At 52.7% G+C, this 20,706-nt stretch carries 16 protein-coding genes; 6 read left to right on the top strand and 10 right to left on the bottom strand.

The features are described from left to right. Window positions 1-75: 75 nt before the first annotated feature. Complete coding sequence (locus FEK66_RS05715) at window positions 76-519, bottom strand: acetyltransferase (protein ID WP_135495465.1); 444 nt, start codon at window positions 517-519, stop codon at window positions 76-78. 156 nt (window positions 520-675) lie between these two features. Between FEK66_RS05715 and metA the strand changes: the two genes are divergently transcribed. The 4 genes from metA (at window position 676) to aceK (ending at window position 6,931) form a co-directional block, all read left to right on the top strand. Next, a complete protein-coding gene (metA, locus tag FEK66_RS05710; protein WP_130205743.1) occupies window positions 676-1,605 on the top strand; it encodes a homoserine O-succinyltransferase in 930 nt (309 codons plus the stop codon). A gap of 268 nt (window positions 1,606-1,873) precedes the next feature. Then, window positions 1,874-3,475, top strand: a complete 1,602-nt coding sequence (aceB, locus tag FEK66_RS05705; RefSeq protein WP_135495466.1) for a malate synthase A — start codon at window positions 1,874-1,876, stop codon at window positions 3,473-3,475. A gap of 29 nt (window positions 3,476-3,504) precedes the next feature. Beyond that, window positions 3,505-4,809, top strand: a complete 1,305-nt coding sequence (gene aceA / locus FEK66_RS05700) for an isocitrate lyase (protein WP_000857847.1) — start codon at window positions 3,505-3,507, stop codon at window positions 4,807-4,809. 397 nt (window positions 4,810-5,206) lie between these two features. After that, window positions 5,207-6,931, top strand: coding sequence for a bifunctional isocitrate dehydrogenase kinase/phosphatase (gene aceK / locus FEK66_RS05695; RefSeq protein WP_135495175.1), 1,725 nt, complete (start codon window positions 5,207-5,209; stop codon window positions 6,929-6,931). A 15-nt stretch (window positions 6,932-6,946) separates the two neighbouring features. Here the strand turns inward: aceK and iclR are convergent, their stop codons facing one another. Further along, window positions 6,947-7,771 (bottom strand): glyoxylate bypass operon transcriptional repressor IclR, encoded by an 825-nt coding sequence (gene iclR, locus FEK66_RS05690; RefSeq protein ID WP_000226403.1) that lies wholly within the window; start codon window positions 7,769-7,771, stop codon window positions 6,947-6,949. Between the two features lie 199 nt (window positions 7,772-7,970). Between iclR and metH the strand changes: the two genes are divergently transcribed. Then, the gene (gene metH / locus FEK66_RS05685; RefSeq protein ID WP_135495174.1) at window positions 7,971-11,654 is read left to right on the top strand and encodes a methionine synthase; all 3,684 of its coding nucleotides are present in this window, start codon (window positions 7,971-7,973) and stop codon (window positions 11,652-11,654) included. A 219-nt stretch (window positions 11,655-11,873) separates the two neighbouring features. Continuing rightward, window positions 11,874-13,505, top strand: a complete 1,632-nt coding sequence (locus FEK66_RS05680; protein WP_135495173.1) for a Na/Pi cotransporter family protein — start codon at window positions 11,874-11,876, stop codon at window positions 13,503-13,505. 76 nt (window positions 13,506-13,581) lie between these two features. Here the strand turns inward: FEK66_RS05680 and pepE are convergent, their stop codons facing one another. The 8 genes from pepE to FEK66_RS05640 all read right to left on the bottom strand — a co-directional run bounded on the left by pepE (window position 13,582) and on the right by FEK66_RS05640 (window position 20,395). Continuing rightward, on the bottom strand, window positions 13,582-14,271 hold the full coding sequence (gene pepE, locus FEK66_RS05675; RefSeq protein ID WP_133142544.1) for a dipeptidase PepE: 690 nt from the start codon (window positions 14,269-14,271) through the stop codon (window positions 13,582-13,584). 409 nt (window positions 14,272-14,680) lie between these two features. Further along, window positions 14,681-15,910 carry an L-sorbose 1-phosphate reductase gene (sorE, locus tag FEK66_RS05670; protein ID WP_131162355.1) on the bottom strand — a complete coding sequence of 410 codons (1,230 nt, stop codon included), beginning with the start codon at window positions 15,908-15,910 and terminating at the stop codon, window positions 14,681-14,683. Window positions 15,911-15,961: 51 nt separating this feature from the next. Then, window positions 15,962-16,786 (bottom strand): PTS system mannose/fructose/sorbose family transporter subunit IID, encoded by an 825-nt coding sequence (locus FEK66_RS05665; protein WP_130205755.1) that lies wholly within the window; start codon window positions 16,784-16,786, stop codon window positions 15,962-15,964. A 10-nt stretch (window positions 16,787-16,796) separates the two neighbouring features. Continuing rightward, on the bottom strand, window positions 16,797-17,594 hold the full coding sequence (locus FEK66_RS05660) for a PTS mannose/fructose/sorbose transporter subunit IIC (protein ID WP_061336292.1): 798 nt from the start codon (window positions 17,592-17,594) through the stop codon (window positions 16,797-16,799). 65 nt (window positions 17,595-17,659) lie between these two features. Next, the gene (locus tag FEK66_RS05655) at window positions 17,660-18,154 is read right to left on the bottom strand and encodes a PTS system mannose/fructose/N-acetylgalactosamine-transporter subunit IIB (RefSeq protein WP_130205757.1); all 495 of its coding nucleotides are present in this window, start codon (window positions 18,152-18,154) and stop codon (window positions 17,660-17,662) included. Next, the gene (locus FEK66_RS05650; RefSeq protein ID WP_131162353.1) at window positions 18,154-18,561 is read right to left on the bottom strand and encodes a mannose/fructose/sorbose PTS transporter subunit IIA; all 408 of its coding nucleotides are present in this window, start codon (window positions 18,559-18,561) and stop codon (window positions 18,154-18,156) included. Before FEK66_RS05650 ends, FEK66_RS05655 begins: the two co-directional genes overlap by 1 nt. A gap of 9 nt (window positions 18,562-18,570) precedes the next feature. Beyond that, window positions 18,571-19,377 (bottom strand): SDR family oxidoreductase, encoded by an 807-nt coding sequence (locus tag FEK66_RS05645; RefSeq protein ID WP_130205761.1) that lies wholly within the window; start codon window positions 19,375-19,377, stop codon window positions 18,571-18,573. A 70-nt stretch (window positions 19,378-19,447) separates the two neighbouring features. Continuing rightward, window positions 19,448-20,395 carry a sugar-binding transcriptional regulator gene (locus FEK66_RS05640; protein WP_135495172.1) on the bottom strand — a complete coding sequence of 316 codons (948 nt, stop codon included), beginning with the start codon at window positions 20,393-20,395 and terminating at the stop codon, window positions 19,448-19,450. Between the last annotated feature and the right edge of the window lie 311 nt (window positions 20,396-20,706).

Raw genomic sequence — 20,706 nt, 5'->3', positions numbered from 1 at the left:
AGAAAAAAATGCCGGATGCGGCGCTGGTGCGTCTTATTCGTCCTACGCAGGGTTACGGTAGGGGGCAACAGCGCATTATTCCCTCACATACGCCAGATTCAGCAACGGATACGGTTTCCCCAAATCGTCCACCTCAGAGCGCCCTGTAACCTTAAAGCCCATCTTCTTATAGAACCCAACCGCCTGCTTATTTTGCTCATTAACGTTGGTTGTCAGTTCCGGTGCCATCGAGAGCGCATGCTCCACCAGCATCCGACCCACGCCGCAGCCGCGCACATCAGGATCGATAAACAGCGCATCCATATGCTGCCCACTTAATAACATAAACCCAACCGGCTGATCCCGCTCATTAACCGCGACCCACAACGGTGCTTCCGGCAGAAAGGAACGCACCAGCTCTTCCAATTCGGCCCTATACTCTGCTGATAAAAAATCGTGGGTGGCATCGACAGAACGACACCAAATCGCAACGAGTTCCTCCCCTTCCTCATGCCGTGAGCGGCGAATACTAATAACCATTTTCTCTCCTTTTAGTCATTCTTATATTCTAACGTAGCCTTTTCCTTGAAACTTTCTCACCTTCAACATGCAGGCTCGACATTGGTAAATTTTCTGGTTATCTTCAGCTATCTGGATGTCTAAACGTATAAGCGTATGTAGTGAGGTAATCAGGTTATGCCGATTCGTGTGCCGGACGAGCTACCCGCCGTCAATTTCTTGCGTGAAGAAAACGTCTTTGTAATGACAACTTCTCGCGCGTCTGGTCAGGAAATTCGTCCGCTAAAGGTGCTTATCCTTAACCTGATGCCGAAGAAGATCGAAACTGAAAATCAGTTCTTACGCCTGCTTTCAAACTCGCCTTTACAGGTCGATATTCAGCTGTTGCGCATCGATTCCCGTGAATCGCGCAACACGCCCGCAGAGCATCTGAACAACTTCTACTGTAACTTTGAAGATATTCAGGAACAGAACTTTGACGGTCTGATAGTCACCGGTGCGCCGCTGGGTCTGGTGGAGTTTAATGATGTCGCTTACTGGCCGCAGATCAAACAGGTGCTGGAGTGGTCGAAAGATCACGTCACCTCAACGCTGTTTGTTTGCTGGGCGGTACAGGCCGCGCTCAATATCCTCTACGGCATTCCTAAGCAAACTCGCACCGACAAACTCTCTGGCGTTTACGAGCATCATATTCTCCATCCTCATGCGCTTCTGACGCGTGGCTTTGATGATTCATTTCTTGCACCACATTCGCGCTATGCTGACTTTCCGGCAGCGTTGATTCGTGATTATACCGATCTGGAAATTCTGGCGGAGACAGAAGAAGGGGATGCATATCTGTTTGCCAGTAAAGATAAGCGCATTGCCTTTGTGACGGGCCATCCCGAATATGATGCGCAAACGCTGGCGCAGGAATATTTCCGCGATGTGGAAGCCGGACTAAACCCGGATGTACCGTATAATTATTTCCCGCACAACGATCCGCAAAACAAACCGCGAGCGAGCTGGCGCAGTCATGGCAATTTGCTGTTTACCAACTGGCTCAACTATTACGTCTACCAGATCACGCCATACGATCTACGCCGTATGAATCCTACACTGGATTAATCTTCTGTGGCGGTCGATCGTTAAGCGATTCAGCACTTTACCTCAGGCACCTTCGGGTGCCTTTTTTATTTCCGAAACACACCTCAGCAGGTGAATAAATTTTATTCATATTGTTATCAATAAGTTATCATATATTTTTATTTAAAATGGAAATTGTTTTTGATTTTGCATTTTAAATGAGTAGTCTTAGTTGTGCTGAACGAAAAGCACACAACGATCCTTCGTTCACAGTGGGGAAGTTTTCGGATCCATGACGAGGAGCTGCACGATGACTGAACAGGCAACAACAACCGATGAACTGGCTTTCACAAGGCCGTATGGCGAGCAGGAAAAGCAAGTTCTCACTGCCGAGGCGGTAGAATTTCTGACTGAGCTGGTGACGCATTTTACGCCCCAACGCAATAAACTTCTGGCAGCGCGCATTCAGCAGCAGCGGGATATCGATAACGGAACGTTGCCTGATTTTATTTCGGAAATAGCTTCCATTCGTGATGCAGGCTGGAAAATTCGCGGGATTCCTGCGGACTTACAAGATCGTCGAGTCGAGATAACTGGCCCGGTTGAGCGCAAGATGGTGATCAACGCACTCAACGCGAATGTGAAAGTGTTTATGGCCGATTTCGAAGATTCACTGGCACCAGACTGGAACAAAGTGATCGATGGGCAAATTAACCTGCGCGATGCGGTTAACGGCACCATCAGTTACACCAATGAAGCAGGCAAAATCTATCAGCTCAAGCCAATTCCCGCGGTGTTGATTTGTCGGGTACGCGGCCTGCATTTGCCGGAAAAACATGTCACCTGGCGCGGCGAAGCGATTCCTGGCAGCCTGTTTGATTTTGCGCTCTATTTCTTTCACAACTACCAGGCACTGTTGGCAAAAGGCAGCGGCCCCTATTTCTATCTGCCGAAAACCCAGTCCTGGCAGGAAGCGGCCTGGTGGAGCGAAGTCTTCAGCTATGCAGAAGATCGCTTTAATCTGCCGCGCGGCACTATCAAGGCGACGTTGCTGATTGAAACGCTGCCTGCCGTGTTCCAGATGGACGAAATCCTTCACGCGCTGCGTGACCATATTGTTGGTCTGAACTGCGGTCGCTGGGATTACATCTTCAGCTATATCAAAACGTTGAAAAACTATCCCGATCGCGTCCTGTCAGACAGACAGGCAGTGACGATGGATAAACCCTTCCTGAATGCTTACTCACGCCTGTTGATTAAAACCTGCCATAAACGCGGTGCTTTTGCGATGGGCGGCATGGCGGCGTTTATTCCGAGCAAAGATGAAGAGCTCAATAACCAGGTGCTCAACAAAGTAAAAGCGGATAAATCGCTGGAGGCCAATAACGGTCACGATGGCACATGGATCGCTCACCCAGGCCTTGCGGATACGGCAATGGCGGTATTCAACGACATTCTCGGCTCCCGCAAAAACCAGCTTGAGGTGATGCGCGAACAAGACGCGCCGATTACTGCCGATCAGCTGCTGGCACCTTGTGATGGTGAACGCACCGAAGACGGTATGCGCGCCAACATTCGCGTGGCTGTGCAGTACATCGAAGCGTGGATCTCTGGCAACGGCTGTGTGCCGATTTATGGCCTGATGGAAGATGCGGCGACGGCTGAAATTTCCCGTACCTCGATCTGGCAGTGGATCCATCATCAAAAAACGTTGAGCAATGGCAAACCGGTGACCAAAGCCTTGTTCCGCCAGATGCTGGGCGAAGAGATGAAAGTCATTGCCAGCGAACTGGGCGAAGAACGTTTCTCCCAGGGGCGTTTCGACGATGCCGCACGCCTGATGGAACAGATCACCACTTCTGATGAGTTAATTGATTTCCTGACCCTGCCAGGCTACCGCCTGTTAGCGTAAACCACCACATAACTATGGAGCATCTGCACATGAAAACCCGTACACAACAAATTGAAGAATTACAGAAAGAGTGGACTCAACCGCGTTGGGAAGGCATTACTCGCCCATACAGCGCGGAAGATGTGGTGAAATTACGCGGTTCAGTCAATCCTGAATGCACGCTGGCGCAACTGGGCGCGGCGAAAATGTGGCGTCTGCTGCATGGCGAGTCGAAAAAAGGCTACATCAACAGCCTCGGTGCACTGACTGGCGGTCAGGCGCTGCAACAGGCGAAAGCGGGCATTGAAGCGGTCTACCTGTCTGGCTGGCAGGTTGCGGCAGACGCTAACCTGGCGGCCAGCATGTATCCGGATCAGTCGCTCTATCCGGCGAACTCGGTTCCTGCCGTAGTGGAGCGGATCAACAATACTTTCCGCCGTGCGGATCAGATCCAGTGGTCCGCGGGCATTGAGCCGGGCGATCCGCGCTATGTCGATTACTTCCTGCCGATCGTTGCTGATGCGGAAGCCGGTTTTGGCGGTGTCCTGAATGCCTTTGAACTGATGAAAGCGATGATTGAAGCCGGTGCAGCGGCAGTTCACTTCGAAGATCAGCTGGCGTCAGTGAAGAAATGCGGTCACATGGGCGGCAAAGTTTTGGTGCCAACTCAGGAAGCTATTCAGAAACTGGTCGCGGCGCGTCTGGCAGCTGACGTGACGGGCGTTCCAACCCTGCTGGTTGCACGTACCGATGCTGATGCGGCGGATCTGATCACCTCCGATTGCGACCCGTATGATAGCGAATTTATTACCGGCGAGCGCACCAACGAAGGTTTCTTCCGTACTCATGCAGGTATTGAACAAGCGATCAGCCGCGGCCTGGCGTATGCGCCGTATGCTGACCTGGTATGGTGTGAAACCTCCACGCCGGATCTGGAACTGGCGCGTCGCTTTGCGGAAGCCATCCACGCGAAATATCCGGGCAAACTGCTGGCTTATAACTGCTCGCCGTCGTTCAACTGGCAGAAAAACCTCGACGACAAAACTATTGCCAGCTTCCAGCAGCAGCTGTCGGATATGGGTTACAAGTTCCAGTTCATCACCCTGGCAGGCATCCACAGCATGTGGTTCAACATGTTCGACCTGGCAAACGCCTATGCGCAGGGCGAGGGTATGAAGCACTATGTTGAAAAAGTGCAGCAACCGGAATTCGCCGCCGCGAAAGATGGCTACACCTTTGTTTCTCACCAGCAGGAAGTGGGGACAGGTTATTTCGATAAAGTGACGACCATTATTCAGGGCGGCACGTCGTCAGTTACCGCGCTGACCGGCTCCACCGAAGAATCGCAGTTCTAACAACCGATAAACGTTGCTAACTGTAGGCCGGATAAGGCGTTCACGCCGCATCCGGCAATGAGCGCCTGATGCGACGCTTGCGCGTCTTATCATGCCTACAAATGTTGCTGACGCGTAGGCCAGATAAGGCGTTCACGCCGCATCCAGCAATCAACGCCTGATGCGACGCTTACGCGTCTTATCATGCCTACAAATGTTGCTGACCGTAGGCCGGATAAGGCGTTCACGCCGCATCCGGCAATGAGCGCCTGATGCGACGCTTGCGTGTCTTATCATGCCTACAAATGTTGCTGACTGTAGGCAGGATAAGGCGTTCACGCCGCATCCGGCAACGAGCATCTGATGCGACGCTTGCGCGTCTTATCCGGCAATTCTCTGCTCCCGACGAGGACAACAAATGCCGCGTGGCCTGGAATTACTGATTGCACAAACCATTTTGCAAGGTTTCGACGCTCAGTATGGTCGATTTCTCGAAGTGACCTCCGGGGCGCAGCAGCGTTTCGAGCAAGCCGACTGGCACGCTGTCCAGCAGGCGATGAAAAACCGTATCCATCTTTATGATCATCATGTTGGTCTGGTGGTGGAACAGCTGCGCTGTATCACTAACGGCCAAAGCACGGACGCGGAATTTTTACTGCGCGTCAAAGAGCATTACACCCGGCTGTTGCCGGATTACCCGCGCTTCGAGATTGCGGAGAGCTTTTTTAACTCTGTGTACTGTCGGTTATTTGACCACCGCTCGCTGACTCCCGAGCGGCTTTTTATCTTTAGCTCCCAGCCAGAGCGTCGCTTTCGTACCATTCCGCGCCCGCTGGCAAAAGACTTTTATCCCGATCACGGCTGGGAATCGCTACTAATGCGTGTCCTCAGCGACCTGCCGCTGCGTCTGCGCTGGCAGAATAAAAGCCGTGACATTCATTACATCATTCGCCATCTGACGGAAACGCTGGGGACAGAAAACCTCGCGGAAAGCCATTTACAGGTGGCGAACGAACTGTTTTACCGCAATAAAGCCGCCTGGCTGGTGGGCAAACTGATCACGCCTTCCGGCACGTTGCCCTTTTTGCTGCCTATCCACCAGGCGGACGACGGCGAGCTGTTTATTGATACCTGCCTGACGACGACCGCCGAAGCGAGCATCGTCTTTGGCTTCGCGCGTTCATATTTTATGGTTTACGCGTCGCTACCTGCCGCACTGGTCGAGTGGTTACGGGAAATTCTACCGGGCAAAACGACCGCAGAGCTGTACATGGCCATCGGCTGCCAGAAGCACGCCAAAACTGAAAGTTACCGTGAATATCTGATTTATCTGCAAGGCTGTAATGAGCAATTTATTGAAGCGCCGGGCATTCGTGGAATGGTGATGCTGGTGTTCACGCTGCCGGGCTTTGATCGGGTATTCAAAGTGATTAAAGACAAGTTCGCGCCGCAGAAAGAGATGTCTGCCGCTCACGTTCGCGCCTGCTATCAGTTGGTTAAAGAGCACGATCGTGTAGGTCGAATGGCGGACACCCAGGAGTTTGAAAACTTTGTGCTGGAGAAGCGGCAAATCGCACCGGCATTAATGGAATTACTGCTCCAGGAAGCGCCGGAAAAAATCACCGATCTCGGCGAACAGATTGTGATTCGCCATCTCTACATTGAACGGCGGATGGTGCCGCTCAATATCTGGCTGGAACAGGTTGAGGGCCAACAGCTGCGCGACGCTATTGAAGAGTACGGCAACGCTATTCGCCAGCTTGCCGCCGCCAACATCTTCCCCGGCGACATGCTATTTAAAAACTTTGGTGTCACCCGTCACGGGCGCGTGGTGTTTTATGATTACGATGAAATTTGCTACATGACGGAAGTGAATTTCCGCGACATCCCACCGCCGCGCTACCCGGAAGACGAACTTGCCAGTGAGCCGTGGTACAGCGTTTCGCCGGGCGATGTTTTCCCGGAAGAATTCCGCCACTGGCTATGTGCCGACCCGCGCATTGGGCCACTGTTTGAAGAGATGCACGCCGACCTGTTCCGCGCTGATTACTGGCGAGCGCTACAAAACCGTATCCGTGAAGGGCACGTGGAAGATGTTTATGCGTATCGGCGCAGGCAGCGGTTTAGCGTGCGATTCGTATAAATCAGAGACGAAAAGTCATCGCATTCCGCCATACGCCAGCGTCACTTCCTTCGCCGCTTTAATCACCATCGCGCCAAACTCGGTTACGCGGTCGTCGGTAATACGTGAAATCGGCCCGGAAATCGAAATTGCGGCAAATGGTTCGCGGTGCTCATCGAAAATACACGCCGCGAGGCAACGAAGCCCCAACGCATGTTCTTCATCGTCAAATGAATAGCCACGTTTACGCGTCTGGGCGAGGTCCTCTTTTAGATGCACAGGAGACACCAGCGTCGCGTGGGTATAGGCATGTAATCCTTTGCGATGCAGCAGCTTCGTCACCTGCTCTTCGCTTAGTTGGGCTAAAAAGGCTTTACCGGCACCAGAGGCATGCATCGGTAACTTACCGCCGATAGGGGCTGACATACGCATCAGATGCGTACACTGCACCTGGTCGATAATAATCGCTTCGTGATCGCTTTGATCCAGCACCGCCATATTGACCGTTTCGCCAGACTCTTCCATCAGATTGCGCAGAATAGGATGGACAATGGCTAACAAATTACGGCTCTGGAGAAAGCTGCTGCCGACCATAAAAGCATGTGCGCCGATCGCCCAGTGACCCAGTTCACCGACCTGACGCACGAAACCCTGCTGTTGCATCGTGGTTAGCAGGCGGTGAGTCGTGGAATTGGGTAATCCGGCTTGCTGTGCCAGTTCCGTAAGTGCCACACTGCCATTGGATTCGGCAATCCACTCCAGTAATTTCAGCCCACGCGTTAAAGACTGAACCTGTCCAGTCGCGGGTGCGGTGGCAACGGCGGGTTTTCTGCCGCGTTTTGCGGGAATGGGTGCGACCATGACAGTCTCCTTTTTCTGTATCGTGGAAATCATTTTCATTTTTATTACGGTGTAATGCAATAGTTGCCACACTGATCCGATGAGTTAATGTTGAACAAATCTCATGTTGCGTGGTGGTCGCTTTTACCACTGATGCGTTTATGCCAGTATGGTCTGTTGAATTTTTTTACAGTCTGGGTTGAGCGTGTCGGGAGCGAGTGTGAGCAGCAAAGTTGAACAACTGCGTGCGCAGTTAAATGAACGTATTCTGGTGCTGGACGGCGGTATGGGCACCATGATCCAGAGTTATCGACTGAACGAGGCAGATTTTCGCGGTGAACGTTTTGCCGACTGGCCTTGCGATCTTAAAGGTAACAACGACCTGCTGGTTCTCAGCAAACCGGAAGTGATCTCCGCCATCCACAACGCTTACTTTGAAGCGGGCGCAGATATCATCGAAACCAACACCTTCAACTCCACGACGATTGCGATGGCGGATTACCAGATGGAATCCCTGTCGGCGGAAATCAACTTTGCGGCGGCGAAACTGGCGCGTGCTTGTGCTGACGAGTGGACCGCGCGCACGCCGGAGAAACCGCGCTACGTTGCTGGTGTTCTCGGCCCAACCAACCGCACGGCGTCTATATCGCCGGACGTAAACGATCCGGCATTCCGCAACATCACTTTTGACCAGCTGGTGGCGGCTTATCGCGAATCCACCAAAGCGCTGGTGGAAGGTGGCGCGGATCTGATCCTGATTGAAACCGTTTTCGACACCCTTAACGCCAAAGCGGCGATTTTTGCGGTGAAAACGGAGTTCGAAGCGCTGGGCGTTGAACTGCCGATTATGATCTCCGGCACCATCACCGACGCCTCCGGGCGCACGCTCTCCGGGCAGACCACCGAAGCATTTTACAACTCATTGCGCCACGCCGAAGCGCTGACCTTTGGCCTGAACTGTGCGCTGGGACCCGATGAACTGCGCCAGTACGTGCAGGAGCTGTCTCGGATTGCAGAATGCTACGTCACCGCCCACCCGAACGCCGGGCTGCCCAACGCTTTTGGTGAATACGATCTCGATGCCGACACGATGGCAAAACAGATACGTGAATGGGCGGAAGCGGGATTCCTCAATATCGTCGGCGGTTGCTGCGGCACCACGCCACGACATATTGCGGCAATGAGTCGCGCAGTAGAAGGATTAGCGCCGCGCAAACTGCCGGAGATTCCCGTCGCCTGCCGTTTGTCCGGCCTTGAGCCGCTGAACATTGGCGAAGACAGCCTGTTTGTTAACGTCGGCGAGCGGACTAACGTCACCGGTTCTGCCAAATTCAAACGCCTGATTAAAGAAGAGAAATACAGCGAGGCGCTGGATGTGGCGCGTCAGCAGGTGGAAAGCGGCGCGCAGATTATCGATATCAACATGGATGAAGGGATGCTCGATGCCGAAGCGGCGATGGTGCGTTTCCTCAGCCTGATTGCTGGTGAGCCGGATATTGCCCGCGTGCCGATTATGATCGACTCCTCAAAATGGGACGTCATTGAAAAAGGTCTGAAGTGTATTCAGGGCAAAGGCATTGTTAACTCTATCTCAATGAAAGAGGGCGTCGACGCCTTTATCCATCATGCGAAACTGTTGCGTCGTTACGGTGCAGCGGTGGTGGTAATGGCCTTTGACGAACAGGGCCAGGCCGATACCCGTGCACGGAAAATCGAAATTTGCCGTCGGGCGTACAAAATACTCACCGAGGAAGTCGGCTTCCCGGCGGAAGACATCATCTTTGATCCGAACATCTTCGCGGTCGCAACTGGCATTGAAGAGCACAACAACTACGCGCAGGACTTTATCGGCGCGTGTGAAGACATCAAACGCGAACTGCCGCACGCGCTGATTTCCGGCGGCGTCTCTAACGTTTCCTTCTCGTTCCGTGGTAACGATCCGGTGCGCGAAGCTATTCACGCGGTGTTCCTCTACTACGCCATTCGTAACGGTATGGATATGGGGATCGTCAACGCCGGGCAACTGGCGATTTACGACGACCTGCCCGCCGAACTGCGCGACGCGGTGGAAGATGTGATCCTTAACCGTCGCGACGATGGCACCGAGCGTTTACTGGAACTTGCCGAGAAATATCGCGGCAGCAAAACCGACGATACCGCTAACGCCCAGCAGGCGGAGTGGCGCTCGTGGGACGTGAATAAACGTCTGGAATACTCGCTGGTCAAAGGCATTACCGAGTTTATCGAACAGGACACCGAAGAAGCCCGCCAGCAGGCCGAGCGCCCCATTCAGGTGATTGAAGGCCCGCTGATGGACGGCATGAACGTGGTCGGCGACCTGTTTGGCGAAGGGAAAATGTTCCTGCCGCAGGTGGTGAAATCGGCGCGCGTCATGAAACAGGCGGTGGCGTATCTCGAACCGTTTATCGAAGCCAGCAAAGAGCAGGGCAAAACCAACGGCAAGATGGTGATCGCCACCGTGAAGGGCGATGTGCACGATATCGGTAAAAATATCGTTGGCGTGGTGCTGCAATGCAACAACTATGAAATCGTCGATCTCGGCGTGATGGTGCCTGCGGAAAAAATCCTCCGTACCGCCAGAGAAGTGAATGCCGATTTGATTGGTCTTTCGGGATTGATCACGCCATCGCTGGACGAAATGGTCAACGTGGCGAAAGAGATGGAGCGTCAGGGCTTCACCATTCCGCTACTGATTGGCGGTGCGACCACCTCAAAAGCGCACACGGCGGTGAAAATCGAGCAAAACTACAGCGGCCCGACGGTGTATGTGCAGAACGCCTCGCGCACCGTTGGCGTCGTGGCGGCGCTGCTTTCTGACACTCAGCATGACGACTTTGTCGCTCGTACCCGCAAAGAGTACGAAACCGTGCGTATTCAGCACGGACGCAAGAAACCGCGCACCCCGCCAGTTACGCTGGAAGCGGCGCGCGATAACGATTTCGCTTTTGACTGGCAGGCTTACACGCCGCCCGTGGCACACCGTCTCGGCGTGCAGGAAGTCGAAGCCAGCATTGAAACGCTGCGTAATTATATCGACTGGACGCCGTTCTTTATGACCTGGTCGCTGGCCGGGAAGTATCCGCGCATTCTGGAAGATGAAGTGGTGGGCGAAGAGGCGAAGCGGCTGTTTAAAGACGCCAACGACATGTTGGATAAATTAAGCGCCGAGAAAACGCTGAATCCGCGTGGCGTGGTGGGCCTGTTCCCGGCAAACCGTGTGGGCGATGACATTGAAATCTACCGTGACGAAACGCGTACACATGTGATCAACGTCAGCCACCATCTGCGTCAACAGACCGAAAAAACGGGCTTCGCTAACTACTGTCTCGCTGACTTCGTTGCGCCGAAGCTTTCTGGTAAAGCAGATTACATCGGTGCATTTGCCGTGACTGGTGGGTTGGAAGAAGACGCGCTGGCTGATGCGTTCGAAGTGCAGCACGATGATTACAACAAAATCATGGTGAAGGCCCTTGCCGATCGTCTGGCGGAAGCCTTTGCAGAATATCTCCATGAGCGCGTGCGTAAAGTTTACTGGGGCTATGCGCCGAACGAGAACCTCAGCAACGAAGAGCTGATCCGCGAAAACTACCAGGGCATCCGTCCGGCACCGGGCTATCCGGCTTGCCCGGAACACACGGAAAAAGCCACCATCTGGGAGCTGCTGGAAGTGGAAAAACACACTGGCATGAAACTCACGGAATCTTTCGCGATGTGGCCCGGTGCATCGGTTTCGGGTTGGTACTTCAGCCATCCGGACAGCAAGTACTATGCCGTGGCGCAGATTCAACGCGATCAGGTCGAAGACTATGCCCGTCGTAAAGGTATGAGCGTTACCGAAGTTGAGCGCTGGCTGGCGCCGAATCTGGGGTATGACGCGGACTGATTCACAAATATGTCACTTTTCCTTACAACAAACAGGGCACTCAATGGGTGCCCTGTCTCTTTATTAATATGAAACACTTATACTGGAATCAGGCGGGAATAATCTTAGCCGGAAAAACGAATGTCAAAAGGCACAGTAAAGATGCCAGCCAGCGTGTTTCCGGTCCTTTGGTCATTCAATTGCTTCAGGAACATATAACGATAAGGAGAACCTGAACTCGTGTTAACGCTGCTTCACCTGCTTTCTGCCGTCGCCCTGTTGGTCTGGGGGACGCATATTGTTCGAACAGGCGTAATGCGCGTCTTCGGCGCACGCCTGCGTACAGTCCTTAGCCGGAGCGTCGAAAAGAAGCCGCTCGCCTTTTGCGCGGGGATCGGCGTTACCGCACTGGTACAGAGTAGTAATGCCACCACCATGCTGGTGACCTCGTTTGTCGCCCAGGATCTGGTTGCTCTCGCGCCCGCGCTGGTGATTGTGCTGGGGGCTGATGTCGGGACGGCGCTAATGGCGCGGGTCCTCACCTTCGATTTATCCTGGTTGTCACCGCTGCTCATTTTTATCGGCGTTATTTTTTTCCTCGGACGCAAACAGTCACGCGCCGGGCAACTGGGCCGCGTCGGTATTGGTCTTGGGCTGATTTTGCTGGCGCTGGAGTTGATTGTGCAGGCCGTAACGCCGATCACCCAGGCAAACGGCGTTCAGGTGATCTTTGCTTCGTTGACTGGCGATATTCTGCTGGATGCGCTGATTGGCGCGATGTTCGCCGTTATCAGCTACTCCAGCCTTGCTGCTGTATTGCTGACCGCTACTTTGACCGCCGCAGGCATTATCTCCTTCCCGGTGGCGCTCTGTCTGGTAATCGGAGCCAACCTCGGTTCCGGCCTGCTGGCGATGCTCAACAATAGTGCCGCCAATGCCGCCGCTCGACGTGTTGCGATGGGTAGCTTGTTGTTTAAGCTGGTGGGGAGCTTGATTATCCTGCCATTTGTCCATGTTCTGGCTGAATCAATGGATAAACTGCCTTTGCCAAAAGCGGAACTGGTTATCTATTTCCACGTCTTCTACAACCTCGTTCGTTGCCTGGTCATGCTGCCGTTTGTCGATCCAATGGCGCGATTTTGCAAAACGATTATTCGCGATGAACCTGAGTTGGATGCCCATCTGAAACCAAAACATCTGGACGTTAGTGCGCTGGATACTCCGACTCTTGCTCTGGCGAATGCCGCCCGTGAAACACTGCGCATCGGTGACGCGATGGAACAGATGATGGAAGGGCTGAATAAAGTGATGCACGGTGAACCGCGTGAAGAGAAGGTGTTGCGCAAGCTGGCGGATGATATCAACGTCCTCTACACCGCGATTAAACTTTATTTGGCGAGGATGCCAAAAGAAGAGCTGGCGGAAGAAGAGTCGCGCCGCTGGGCAGAGATTATCGAAATGGCTCTCAACCTGGAGCAGGCTTCCGATATCGTCGAGCGCATGGGCAGCGAAATTGCTGACAAATCACTGGCAGCACGGCGGGCATTTTCGCTTGATGGGTTGAAGGAACTAGATGCGCTCTATGAGCAATTGCTCAGTAATTTAAAGCTGGCAATGTCGGTGTTCTTCTCTGGCGATGTCACCAGCGCTCGTCGTTTGCGCCGTAGTAAGCATCGCTTTCGCATTCTTAATCGCCGTTATTCCCATGCTCACGTCGATCGCCTGCATCAGCAAAACGTGCAAAGCATTGAAACCAGTTCGCTGCATTTAGGCTTACTGGGCGATATGCAGCGTCTGAACTCGCTGTTTTGTTCGGTGGCTTACAGTGTGCTGGAACAGCCGGATGAAGATGAGGGACGGGACGAGTATTAATATGCCTGATAAGACGCGTCAAGCGTCGCATCAGGCACTATGTACAAGATGCCGGATCATGCATCCGGCAATTCACTTAAAAACGGTGACCCGCTTCCAGCGGCACCGCTTCCTCACCAGCTTTAAATACATAAGTGGTATTCGGGCCGCCCAGCGTAGCGTGACCTTTACTCACCGTGATCCAGTTACCTTCCGGCAGGCCAATAATGGTCAGTTCTGGCGCGACGACCAGCAGTTCGCGAATACGCTGCTCGCGCGTTTCCCCTTTATGGCCTTCCGGCAGCGCGTTGGTGAAGTGCGGGTTGATTTGCAGCGGGAACAGATTCAGCGCATCGAAACCTTGCGGATCGACAATCGGCATATCGTTGGTGGTGCGGATAGTTGGGCAAGCAAGGTTAGCGCCTGCGCTCCAGCCAATATACAGCGCGCCACGTTTAACCACGTCAGTAATTGGTGCCAGCAGCCCGCGCTCGCGGCACTGTTTCAGCAACTGGAAAGTGTTGCCGCCGCCGACAATCACGATCTCAGCATTTTCAATCGCGGCAACAGGATCGGCCACGCTATGAATACCGGTGACAGAAACGCCAAGTGGGGCAAGGACCGCAGCCGTTTTGGCCGTATAATCATCCCAGGTTTGCGTTACGCCAGCGAAAGGAATAAACACCGCTGAACGGCGACCTTGCAACTGTTCAGCAATCAACGGCAGCGCATGTTCCAGCCAGGCTTTACCCGGCAGCGTCGAGTTACTCAATAAAAGCAGTTCCATTACTTCTCCGGTTAGTAAGAAAACACGGAAGGAATGCTACCACTGCAAATTTAACCACTTACTGACGTGGCTCACGATGTCACACATTGTACCAGGCGTTCTGAAGACGGTTAGCAAACAAGGCGCTGAGGCTGATGACAAACGTAAGATTGCCTGATGCGCTACGCTTATCAGGCCTACAAGCTAATCGCAATATCTTGAATTTTCGCGATTTTGTAGGCCGAATAAGGTGTTTGCGCCGCATCCGGCATGAACAACGTGTACTTTGCCACCAATCAGAGCGCCCCTTAATGCGCTGATGTTTCTTATCCTTCTCGTGCAAATTGTGCCGCTTCAGTAATCAGCTGCGCATCAGGTCGCGAAGTTGCCGGGGCGACCGGCCAGCGACATGCACAGTTGAGTATCGCGATTAATCATGGCTGATTGCCTTTGCATGAGTGAGCAGATATTGCTCCGCCTCACCGGACCATACTCCCTGATGACGCGTCAGAATTGCCGCCAGTGCTTGATCCTGAATCTGCGTGAGTGACGTCAGCGGCAGGTCTTTCCCGGTATACACCAGTTTTTTGCCGCCGCCGACGGCAGGCAATTCAAGCGTGGTTTCGCCCGCAGCATTCAGCCCAAGAATATGTGTTACCACTTTTGCGGCCTGCACTTTTTTCTCTTCGATCAGTTTGACCGCCGCACGCATGTCATCGGTATTGCCGCCCGATGTGCCAACGTAATGAGTAAAGGCATAATGCACATCGTAGAAATTAATTGGCGCGCTGAAGTGCTTATCCTGCGGTCCGGCGAAGAAATTCAGACAACCATCTGTCGCCAGCAAGGAAGAGGCGAGAGTCACCAGTCCTTCATTTGGCACAAAGACGAAAATATCATCGAAGCCGTGACCGCCACTCAGTGCCATTAACGTATCAAATGCTGCATCGGCGGCATTGAGATAATGAATCAGTGTTTGCGGTTCTGATGGATAGTGCTGTCGCGCATAACTCAATTTGTTATTGTCGGTATCGGTAATAACGAGTAGCGACGGGTTAACTGGCCCATGCAGCGCATAATCAATCGCTAACAGTCCCATTGGTCCGGTGCCGCCGAGGATCAGTGTGCGCCCTTGCGGGCGAATCCCCATCGTGTGGTTATAACTACCTTCCTGAAGATGATAGTTGGCGTTGAACGCGCCAATCACGCAGGAAAGCGGTTCAACCAGCGAGCCTTCAAAGTAGGTTTCGCCGTCGTATGCCAGCAGGCAATCCTGTTCCATAACCTCATTTGGGATAACCACATGTGTGGCTTCACCACCCACCCACGGGAAAGAGTAACCGGGGCAGTCCGGGCTTTCCGGCAATTGCAGGTTGGCCTGAATCACATAGCGCTGGCCCGGCTGAAATTTGTGCTGCCACTTTTTACCCACGGCCAGAATATCGCCGCAAAATTCATGGCCGATGATGATGGGATTGGTCGCTACATCGTCGGGTACTTTTTTATGGTTTTCACCCAGATTGGCCTCTTTCCAGGAAGAGAGGCACAGGCTGTCGGTGACCACCGTCGCGAGGATTTCATCCTCCTGCATTTCAGGAAGATCAAAGGTTTCCAGGCGTAAATCACGTTTACCATAAAGACGCAGAGCTGTTGTTTTCATAAACCACCTCGTGTTGAACGATGGCCCCGACGGTTGCGCCGGGGCGAAGAATCAGGACAGGAAGCCCAGTGCATTGCCGATAATCCCTAAGCCAAACAGGGCGAAAATCAGCCATACCGGGTTAATTTTTTTGTTGAGCAGACGCACCATCAGCAGCGTCAGACCGAGCGCCAGCAAACCAGGGCAAAGTTGGTCGAGAATGTTCTGCACGGTCATGGTGACGGTGGAGCCATCGGCGGCAGGCGTTTGCGAAACTACCAACGGCACGTTGATCGACGTCCATTTGGTGACCAGCACGCCCATCACAAACAGTCCGAGAATCGATGCGCCCTCAGTCAGTTTTTGCAGCAAATTACCGCCCATATCGCTGACGATATTCACCCCTTTACGAAAGCCCAGTTGCAGCCCATACCATTTCATTGCCAGACGTACTGCATTGAAAATAAAGAAGAACAGCAGTGGGCCGAGAATGTTGCCAGAAAGAGCCAGAGATGCGCCGAGCGCGGCGGTAATCGGGCGTAGGGTTCCCCAGACCAGTGGATCGCCAACCCCTGCCAATGGTCCCATCAGACCGACTTTGATGCCGTTAATGGTGCCGTCATCAATTTCTGCACCGTTGGCCCGCGCTTCTTCCATGGCGGCGGTCACGCCGATGACCGGACCACATACGGCTGGCGTGGTATTGAAGAACACCAGGTGTCGCCTGAGCGCCGCAACCTGATCCTCTTTTAATGGGTAGAGTCGCTTGATGGCGGGGATCATGTCGTAGCAAAAGCCCAGCCCATGAATGCGTTCAAAGTTGAAGGACGCCTGTTGCAGGTTGGAGCGCAGAAACATGCTCACCAGATCGCTGCGTGTAATTTTTCTCTGTTCCATGATGGCTCCGTTAATCATCAAGTTGGTCAAGGGCGGTGATAGTGGTGGCCTGGGGATGTGGTTCAGCTTTACGCCACTGTGGATTTAGCTGGATGTAGAGCAGGGCCATGATCACGCCGACACCACCGAACGCCAGCAGACTGAGATCGAGGTAGCCACCTGCGAGGAAACCGAGGAAAAAGAAAGGCATCAAATATTTCACGCCCATCATGCGAAGCACCATGGCGTAACCGACCACCACGATAAAACCGCCAGCAATCTGCAGTCCACGGGTCACAAATTCGGGAATGGCGCTCAGCATATTGCTCACCATATCGGCGCTGACGAACAGCGAGACAATCAGTGCTGGAATCGCAACGCGCAGTGCCTGCACGCCAAGCGCGGAGACATGCAGAATATCGAGAGTGCGAAACCGCGCTTCTTCCGCTGCTTTATCCGCCGCGTGCTGGAACACAACGGTGATGGTGCGGGCAAACACCGTCAGCACCTGGCCTGCCGCAGCCACAGGCAACGCGATGGCGATACCGGTGGCGATGCTTTGCTGACCAACGATAACCAGAATGGCGGAGATTATGCTGGCGAGTGCAGAATCCGGAGATTGCGCCGCGCCGACGTTCATCCAGCCGAGAGCTATCAATTCCAGCGTACCACCGAGCATAATTCCGGTTTTTAAATCACCGAGAATTAAACCAATCACCGTACAGGCAATTAACGGGCGATGAGTCTGAAATTCATCCAGCACGCTGCCCATTCCGGCAATACAGGAAAAAAGAAATATGGCAATGATTTGTAGGGTACTTATTTCCATGATTTGTCACCTTTTAAGTGTCGTCATCCCTGCCTGTTAAAGCATATGTACACAGGCGCTATTATTTAATTTGCGACTAACTGTTCTTTTATTTTGTCGATAATATTGATGGAAGGATCTGACGCTACAACGCGTAAATCCAGCGTGACGCCAAGATTATTTAACTCATGAAATGCGTTAATATCATCGTCATCTAATGAAACTGCTTTGGTTAACTGTTTTTTACCGGGTCGCCAGGCCATGCCGCCAATATTCAGGGTGCCGATTTTTACTCCCTGGCGAACCATCGCTAAGGCATCCTGAGGTCGGGTAAAAAGATAAAATACGGTTTCGTCCTGATATTGTGGGTTGTGATACACCGCGACGGCTTTTTCAATATTGACCACGTTAACTTTCATTCCTGGCGGGGCGGCCTGACGCAATAATGTCCGGCGAACTTCATCGTTATACACTTCGTCATTGCAGATAATAATGCGCTGGGCGTTAGCCACTTTCGACCAGACGGTAGTGACCTGGCCGTGGATTAGGCGGTCATCAATGCGGGCGAGCGTAATGTTCATCAGAAATCCTCCTCTGCCGTTGCCAGTTGTTTCCAGACAACGCAGGTTTGCTTTGCGATTTGCGTCAGGTGTTCACACAGTTCATCAACGTTCATGCTGTCCTGGTTATCGACCAGTTCGAGCGCCAGCGGCAGGGAAAGGCCGCTGATTACCCGCAGGCGCGGATTACGCATCGCAAGCGTTGCCGCCGCGTTCCACGGGCTGCCGCACTGTAAGTCCACGGCGATTAACCACTCGTCATGATTGTGAATACTCACTAACTTTTCCAGCTTTGCCACGATGTCTCCGGCGTTCTCGCCGGGCACAAATTCAACTGCCTCAACATTGGCGTCGCCGTACACCATCTGAACCGATTCCAGCATGGCGCAAGCTAATTTGCCGTGGGCGCAAAAAATGGCATTGACCATAAAGCCTCCTTAGCCGCGCGTTTTTCCGCCAGCAATGTTAGTGGTTACTCCGGTAATATAACTGGCGCGTTCAGATAGCAGATAACTAACAAAATCAGCCACTTCTGCTAATTTTCCGGCGCGCCCAATAGGAATGGCGTTTTTGGTATAGCCTTCACGCAGCTGTTCGACGGTGATATTGCGCGTCCACGCCAGCGCCTCTTCATATTCCGGCGTGCGCAGCCCGGTTTTTTCCAGAATCCCCGGCGCGATGCCCACCACGCGGATACCATGTTTACCCAACTCTTTCGACCAGGAGCGCGTGAAGCTATTGAGCGCGGCTTTAGTGGCGGCGTAACAGCTTTGGCCTTCTGAGCCTTCCAGCCCACTTTCCGAGGAGACATTCACAATCACCCCATCATGTTGTTTGACCATCTGTCTCGCCACTGCCTGCGACATCAGAAAAACGCCTTTCTGGTTGATATTGACCATTTTTTCGAATGCGGCTTCGTTGAGTTCATACTGTCCGGCAGGCGCTTTCTCATCGACCAGCAGACGCGGGAAGTTGACCCCGGCGTTATTGACCAGACCGTCGATGCGACCAAAACGCTGAATAATTTCCGCTACCGTATGATTTACCTCTTTGGCGCTGGAAATATCGGTCGGCCAGAACTGATAACCTTTATGACTTTCATATTGACCATCGCCACCGTGAATATCGACCATCTGTACATTCGCGCCTTGTGCTAATAATTCATCCACAATCGCCAGACCAATACCGGATGCGCCACCGGTGACAATAATGATTTTATCCTGCAAATTTAACCACGTTTGCATAACAGACTCCTGATTTTAGGTAATAAAGGCCCGCCGTAATTTTTTATTACGGTAAACATCGGGAAGATTTTTATTTCAGTAATAGTTCAGCTGTGCTGCTATTCGTTACCAGACAATTAATATATTTTCCACGCAGTGCACCAATAATTCCGCTGTATTTTTCTTCACTCATGGCAATGCCAATGGAATACCGCGCCTGCTTTAATTTATTCATTTCGATAGAGAGTGTTTTCTCGCTCATATTCGTTTCGACCATTGCGCCGTGAATATCAAAAAAGCGTGAGCAAATATCACCGGCAACCTGACGGGCATTCAGGTCGTCACTCTCTTCGCCGCCATAAAATGCATGCCAGTTGGCGCCATCGCGAATAGTCGGTGAGCCAATCCCCACGAGGGCGACATCCAGATTATCCCAGTAGGCTGAGATGGTTTTAAAGTGCTGAGACTGCATGATCCCATTACGAATTAAGGGGTTATCTAGCAGAGCTGGAAAATCCGCGAGCTGCGATTCCCCTTTCAGCTTTGCCGCCGCGCTGTAGGTTAATGTGTTTACGTGATAGCGGCTTTCGAGTTTACCGGACGGGCCGCCAATAATCGGCACGCAAATTAACTGCCGCGATTGCCCCGCCTGCGGCAAGTTTTCAACCAGTGCGCTCACCGCGCGGCCCCAGGAAAAACCAACAATATCACCAGGTTCCAGCAAACGATCTAACAATTGCGCGCCGTGTAACCCCATTACCGCCAACTGAGCGTCTTCCTCTTCATCGCGCCCTGATACCACCACAGCTTCTTTCAGACCAAACTTTTGCTTCAGTTGCTGCTCCAGCCAGAGATTTTCGTTGTTGTCATAGTTGATGGCGATGGTGACAATTCCCTGTTCGCGGCCCCGTTTAAGTAAGCGGCTGATGGTGGTCCGATAAATACCCAGTTCGCGGGCGATTTGCGCCTGCGTCATGTCCTGTTCGTAATAGAGTTGGGCAATCTTCACAATCAAACGGATATCGTCACTGTTTTCCATCGCCGCCTCCTGATTTTGCACATTTGTGCAAATATGCTTTTTAACCGCTTGATCTGATATAACTCCATCATGGTGACCTTTAAAAGCGATTTTTCACTCTTTGTTTGGGTTGAAATGGCGCTTTATCTTGCACATTTGTTTCTCTGCGTAGCAGTCATCAGCACAGGTGTGCAGAGATTCGTAATAGGTTGATTATCCTGGTTTTCGCCAGGCAAATTTGCATCAGGCTTCTGGTGACACTTTTGTGATAAAAGGCGCGGCAGATCACATTTAATTTCGACGTTGCCGCATAACCCTGTTTTTCCCCGCTA

This window comes from Escherichia sp. E1130 (genome assembly GCF_005781065.1).
In the GTDB taxonomy this organism is placed as follows: domain Bacteria; phylum Pseudomonadota; class Gammaproteobacteria; order Enterobacterales; family Enterobacteriaceae; genus Escherichia.
This window is presented reverse-complemented; position numbering and strand designations above follow the sequence as displayed.

What these genes read in the sequence shown, in the direction of transcription:
- metA (WP_130205743.1), top strand. Translation starts at nt 676, where the DNA reads ATGCCGATTCGTGTGCCGGACGAGCTACCCGCCGTCAATTTCTTGCGT.
- FEK66_RS05650 (WP_131162353.1), bottom strand. Translation starts at nt 18,561, where the DNA reads ATGGTCAATGCCATTTTTTGCGCCCACGGCAAATTAGCTTGCGCCATG.
- FEK66_RS05660 (WP_061336292.1), bottom strand. Translation starts at nt 17,594, where the DNA reads ATGGAAATAAGTACCCTACAAATCATTGCCATATTTCTTTTTTCCTGT.
- FEK66_RS05655 (WP_130205757.1), bottom strand. Translation starts at nt 18,154, where the DNA reads ATGAACATTACGCTCGCCCGCATTGATGACCGCCTAATCCACGGCCAG.
- aceB (WP_135495466.1), top strand. Translation starts at nt 1,874, where the DNA reads ATGACTGAACAGGCAACAACAACCGATGAACTGGCTTTCACAAGGCCG.
- FEK66_RS05645 (WP_130205761.1), bottom strand. Translation starts at nt 19,377, where the DNA reads ATGCAAACGTGGTTAAATTTGCAGGATAAAATCATTATTGTCACCGGT.
- sorE (WP_131162355.1), bottom strand. Translation starts at nt 15,910, where the DNA reads ATGAAAACAACAGCTCTGCGTCTTTATGGTAAACGTGATTTACGCCTG.
- pepE (WP_133142544.1), bottom strand. Translation starts at nt 14,271, where the DNA reads ATGGAACTGCTTTTATTGAGTAACTCGACGCTGCCGGGTAAAGCCTGG.
- FEK66_RS05665 (WP_130205755.1), bottom strand. Translation starts at nt 16,786, where the DNA reads ATGGAACAGAGAAAAATTACACGCAGCGATCTGGTGAGCATGTTTCTG.
- FEK66_RS05640 (WP_135495172.1), bottom strand. Translation starts at nt 20,395, where the DNA reads ATGGAAAACAGTGACGATATCCGTTTGATTGTGAAGATTGCCCAACTC.
- FEK66_RS05715 (WP_135495465.1), bottom strand. Translation starts at nt 519, where the DNA reads ATGGTTATTAGTATTCGCCGCTCACGGCATGAGGAAGGGGAGGAACTC.
- aceK (WP_135495175.1), top strand. Translation starts at nt 5,207, where the DNA reads ATGCCGCGTGGCCTGGAATTACTGATTGCACAAACCATTTTGCAAGGT.
- iclR (WP_000226403.1), bottom strand. Translation starts at nt 7,771, where the DNA reads ATGGTCGCACCCATTCCCGCAAAACGCGGCAGAAAACCCGCCGTTGCC.
- aceA (WP_000857847.1), top strand. Translation starts at nt 3,505, where the DNA reads ATGAAAACCCGTACACAACAAATTGAAGAATTACAGAAAGAGTGGACT.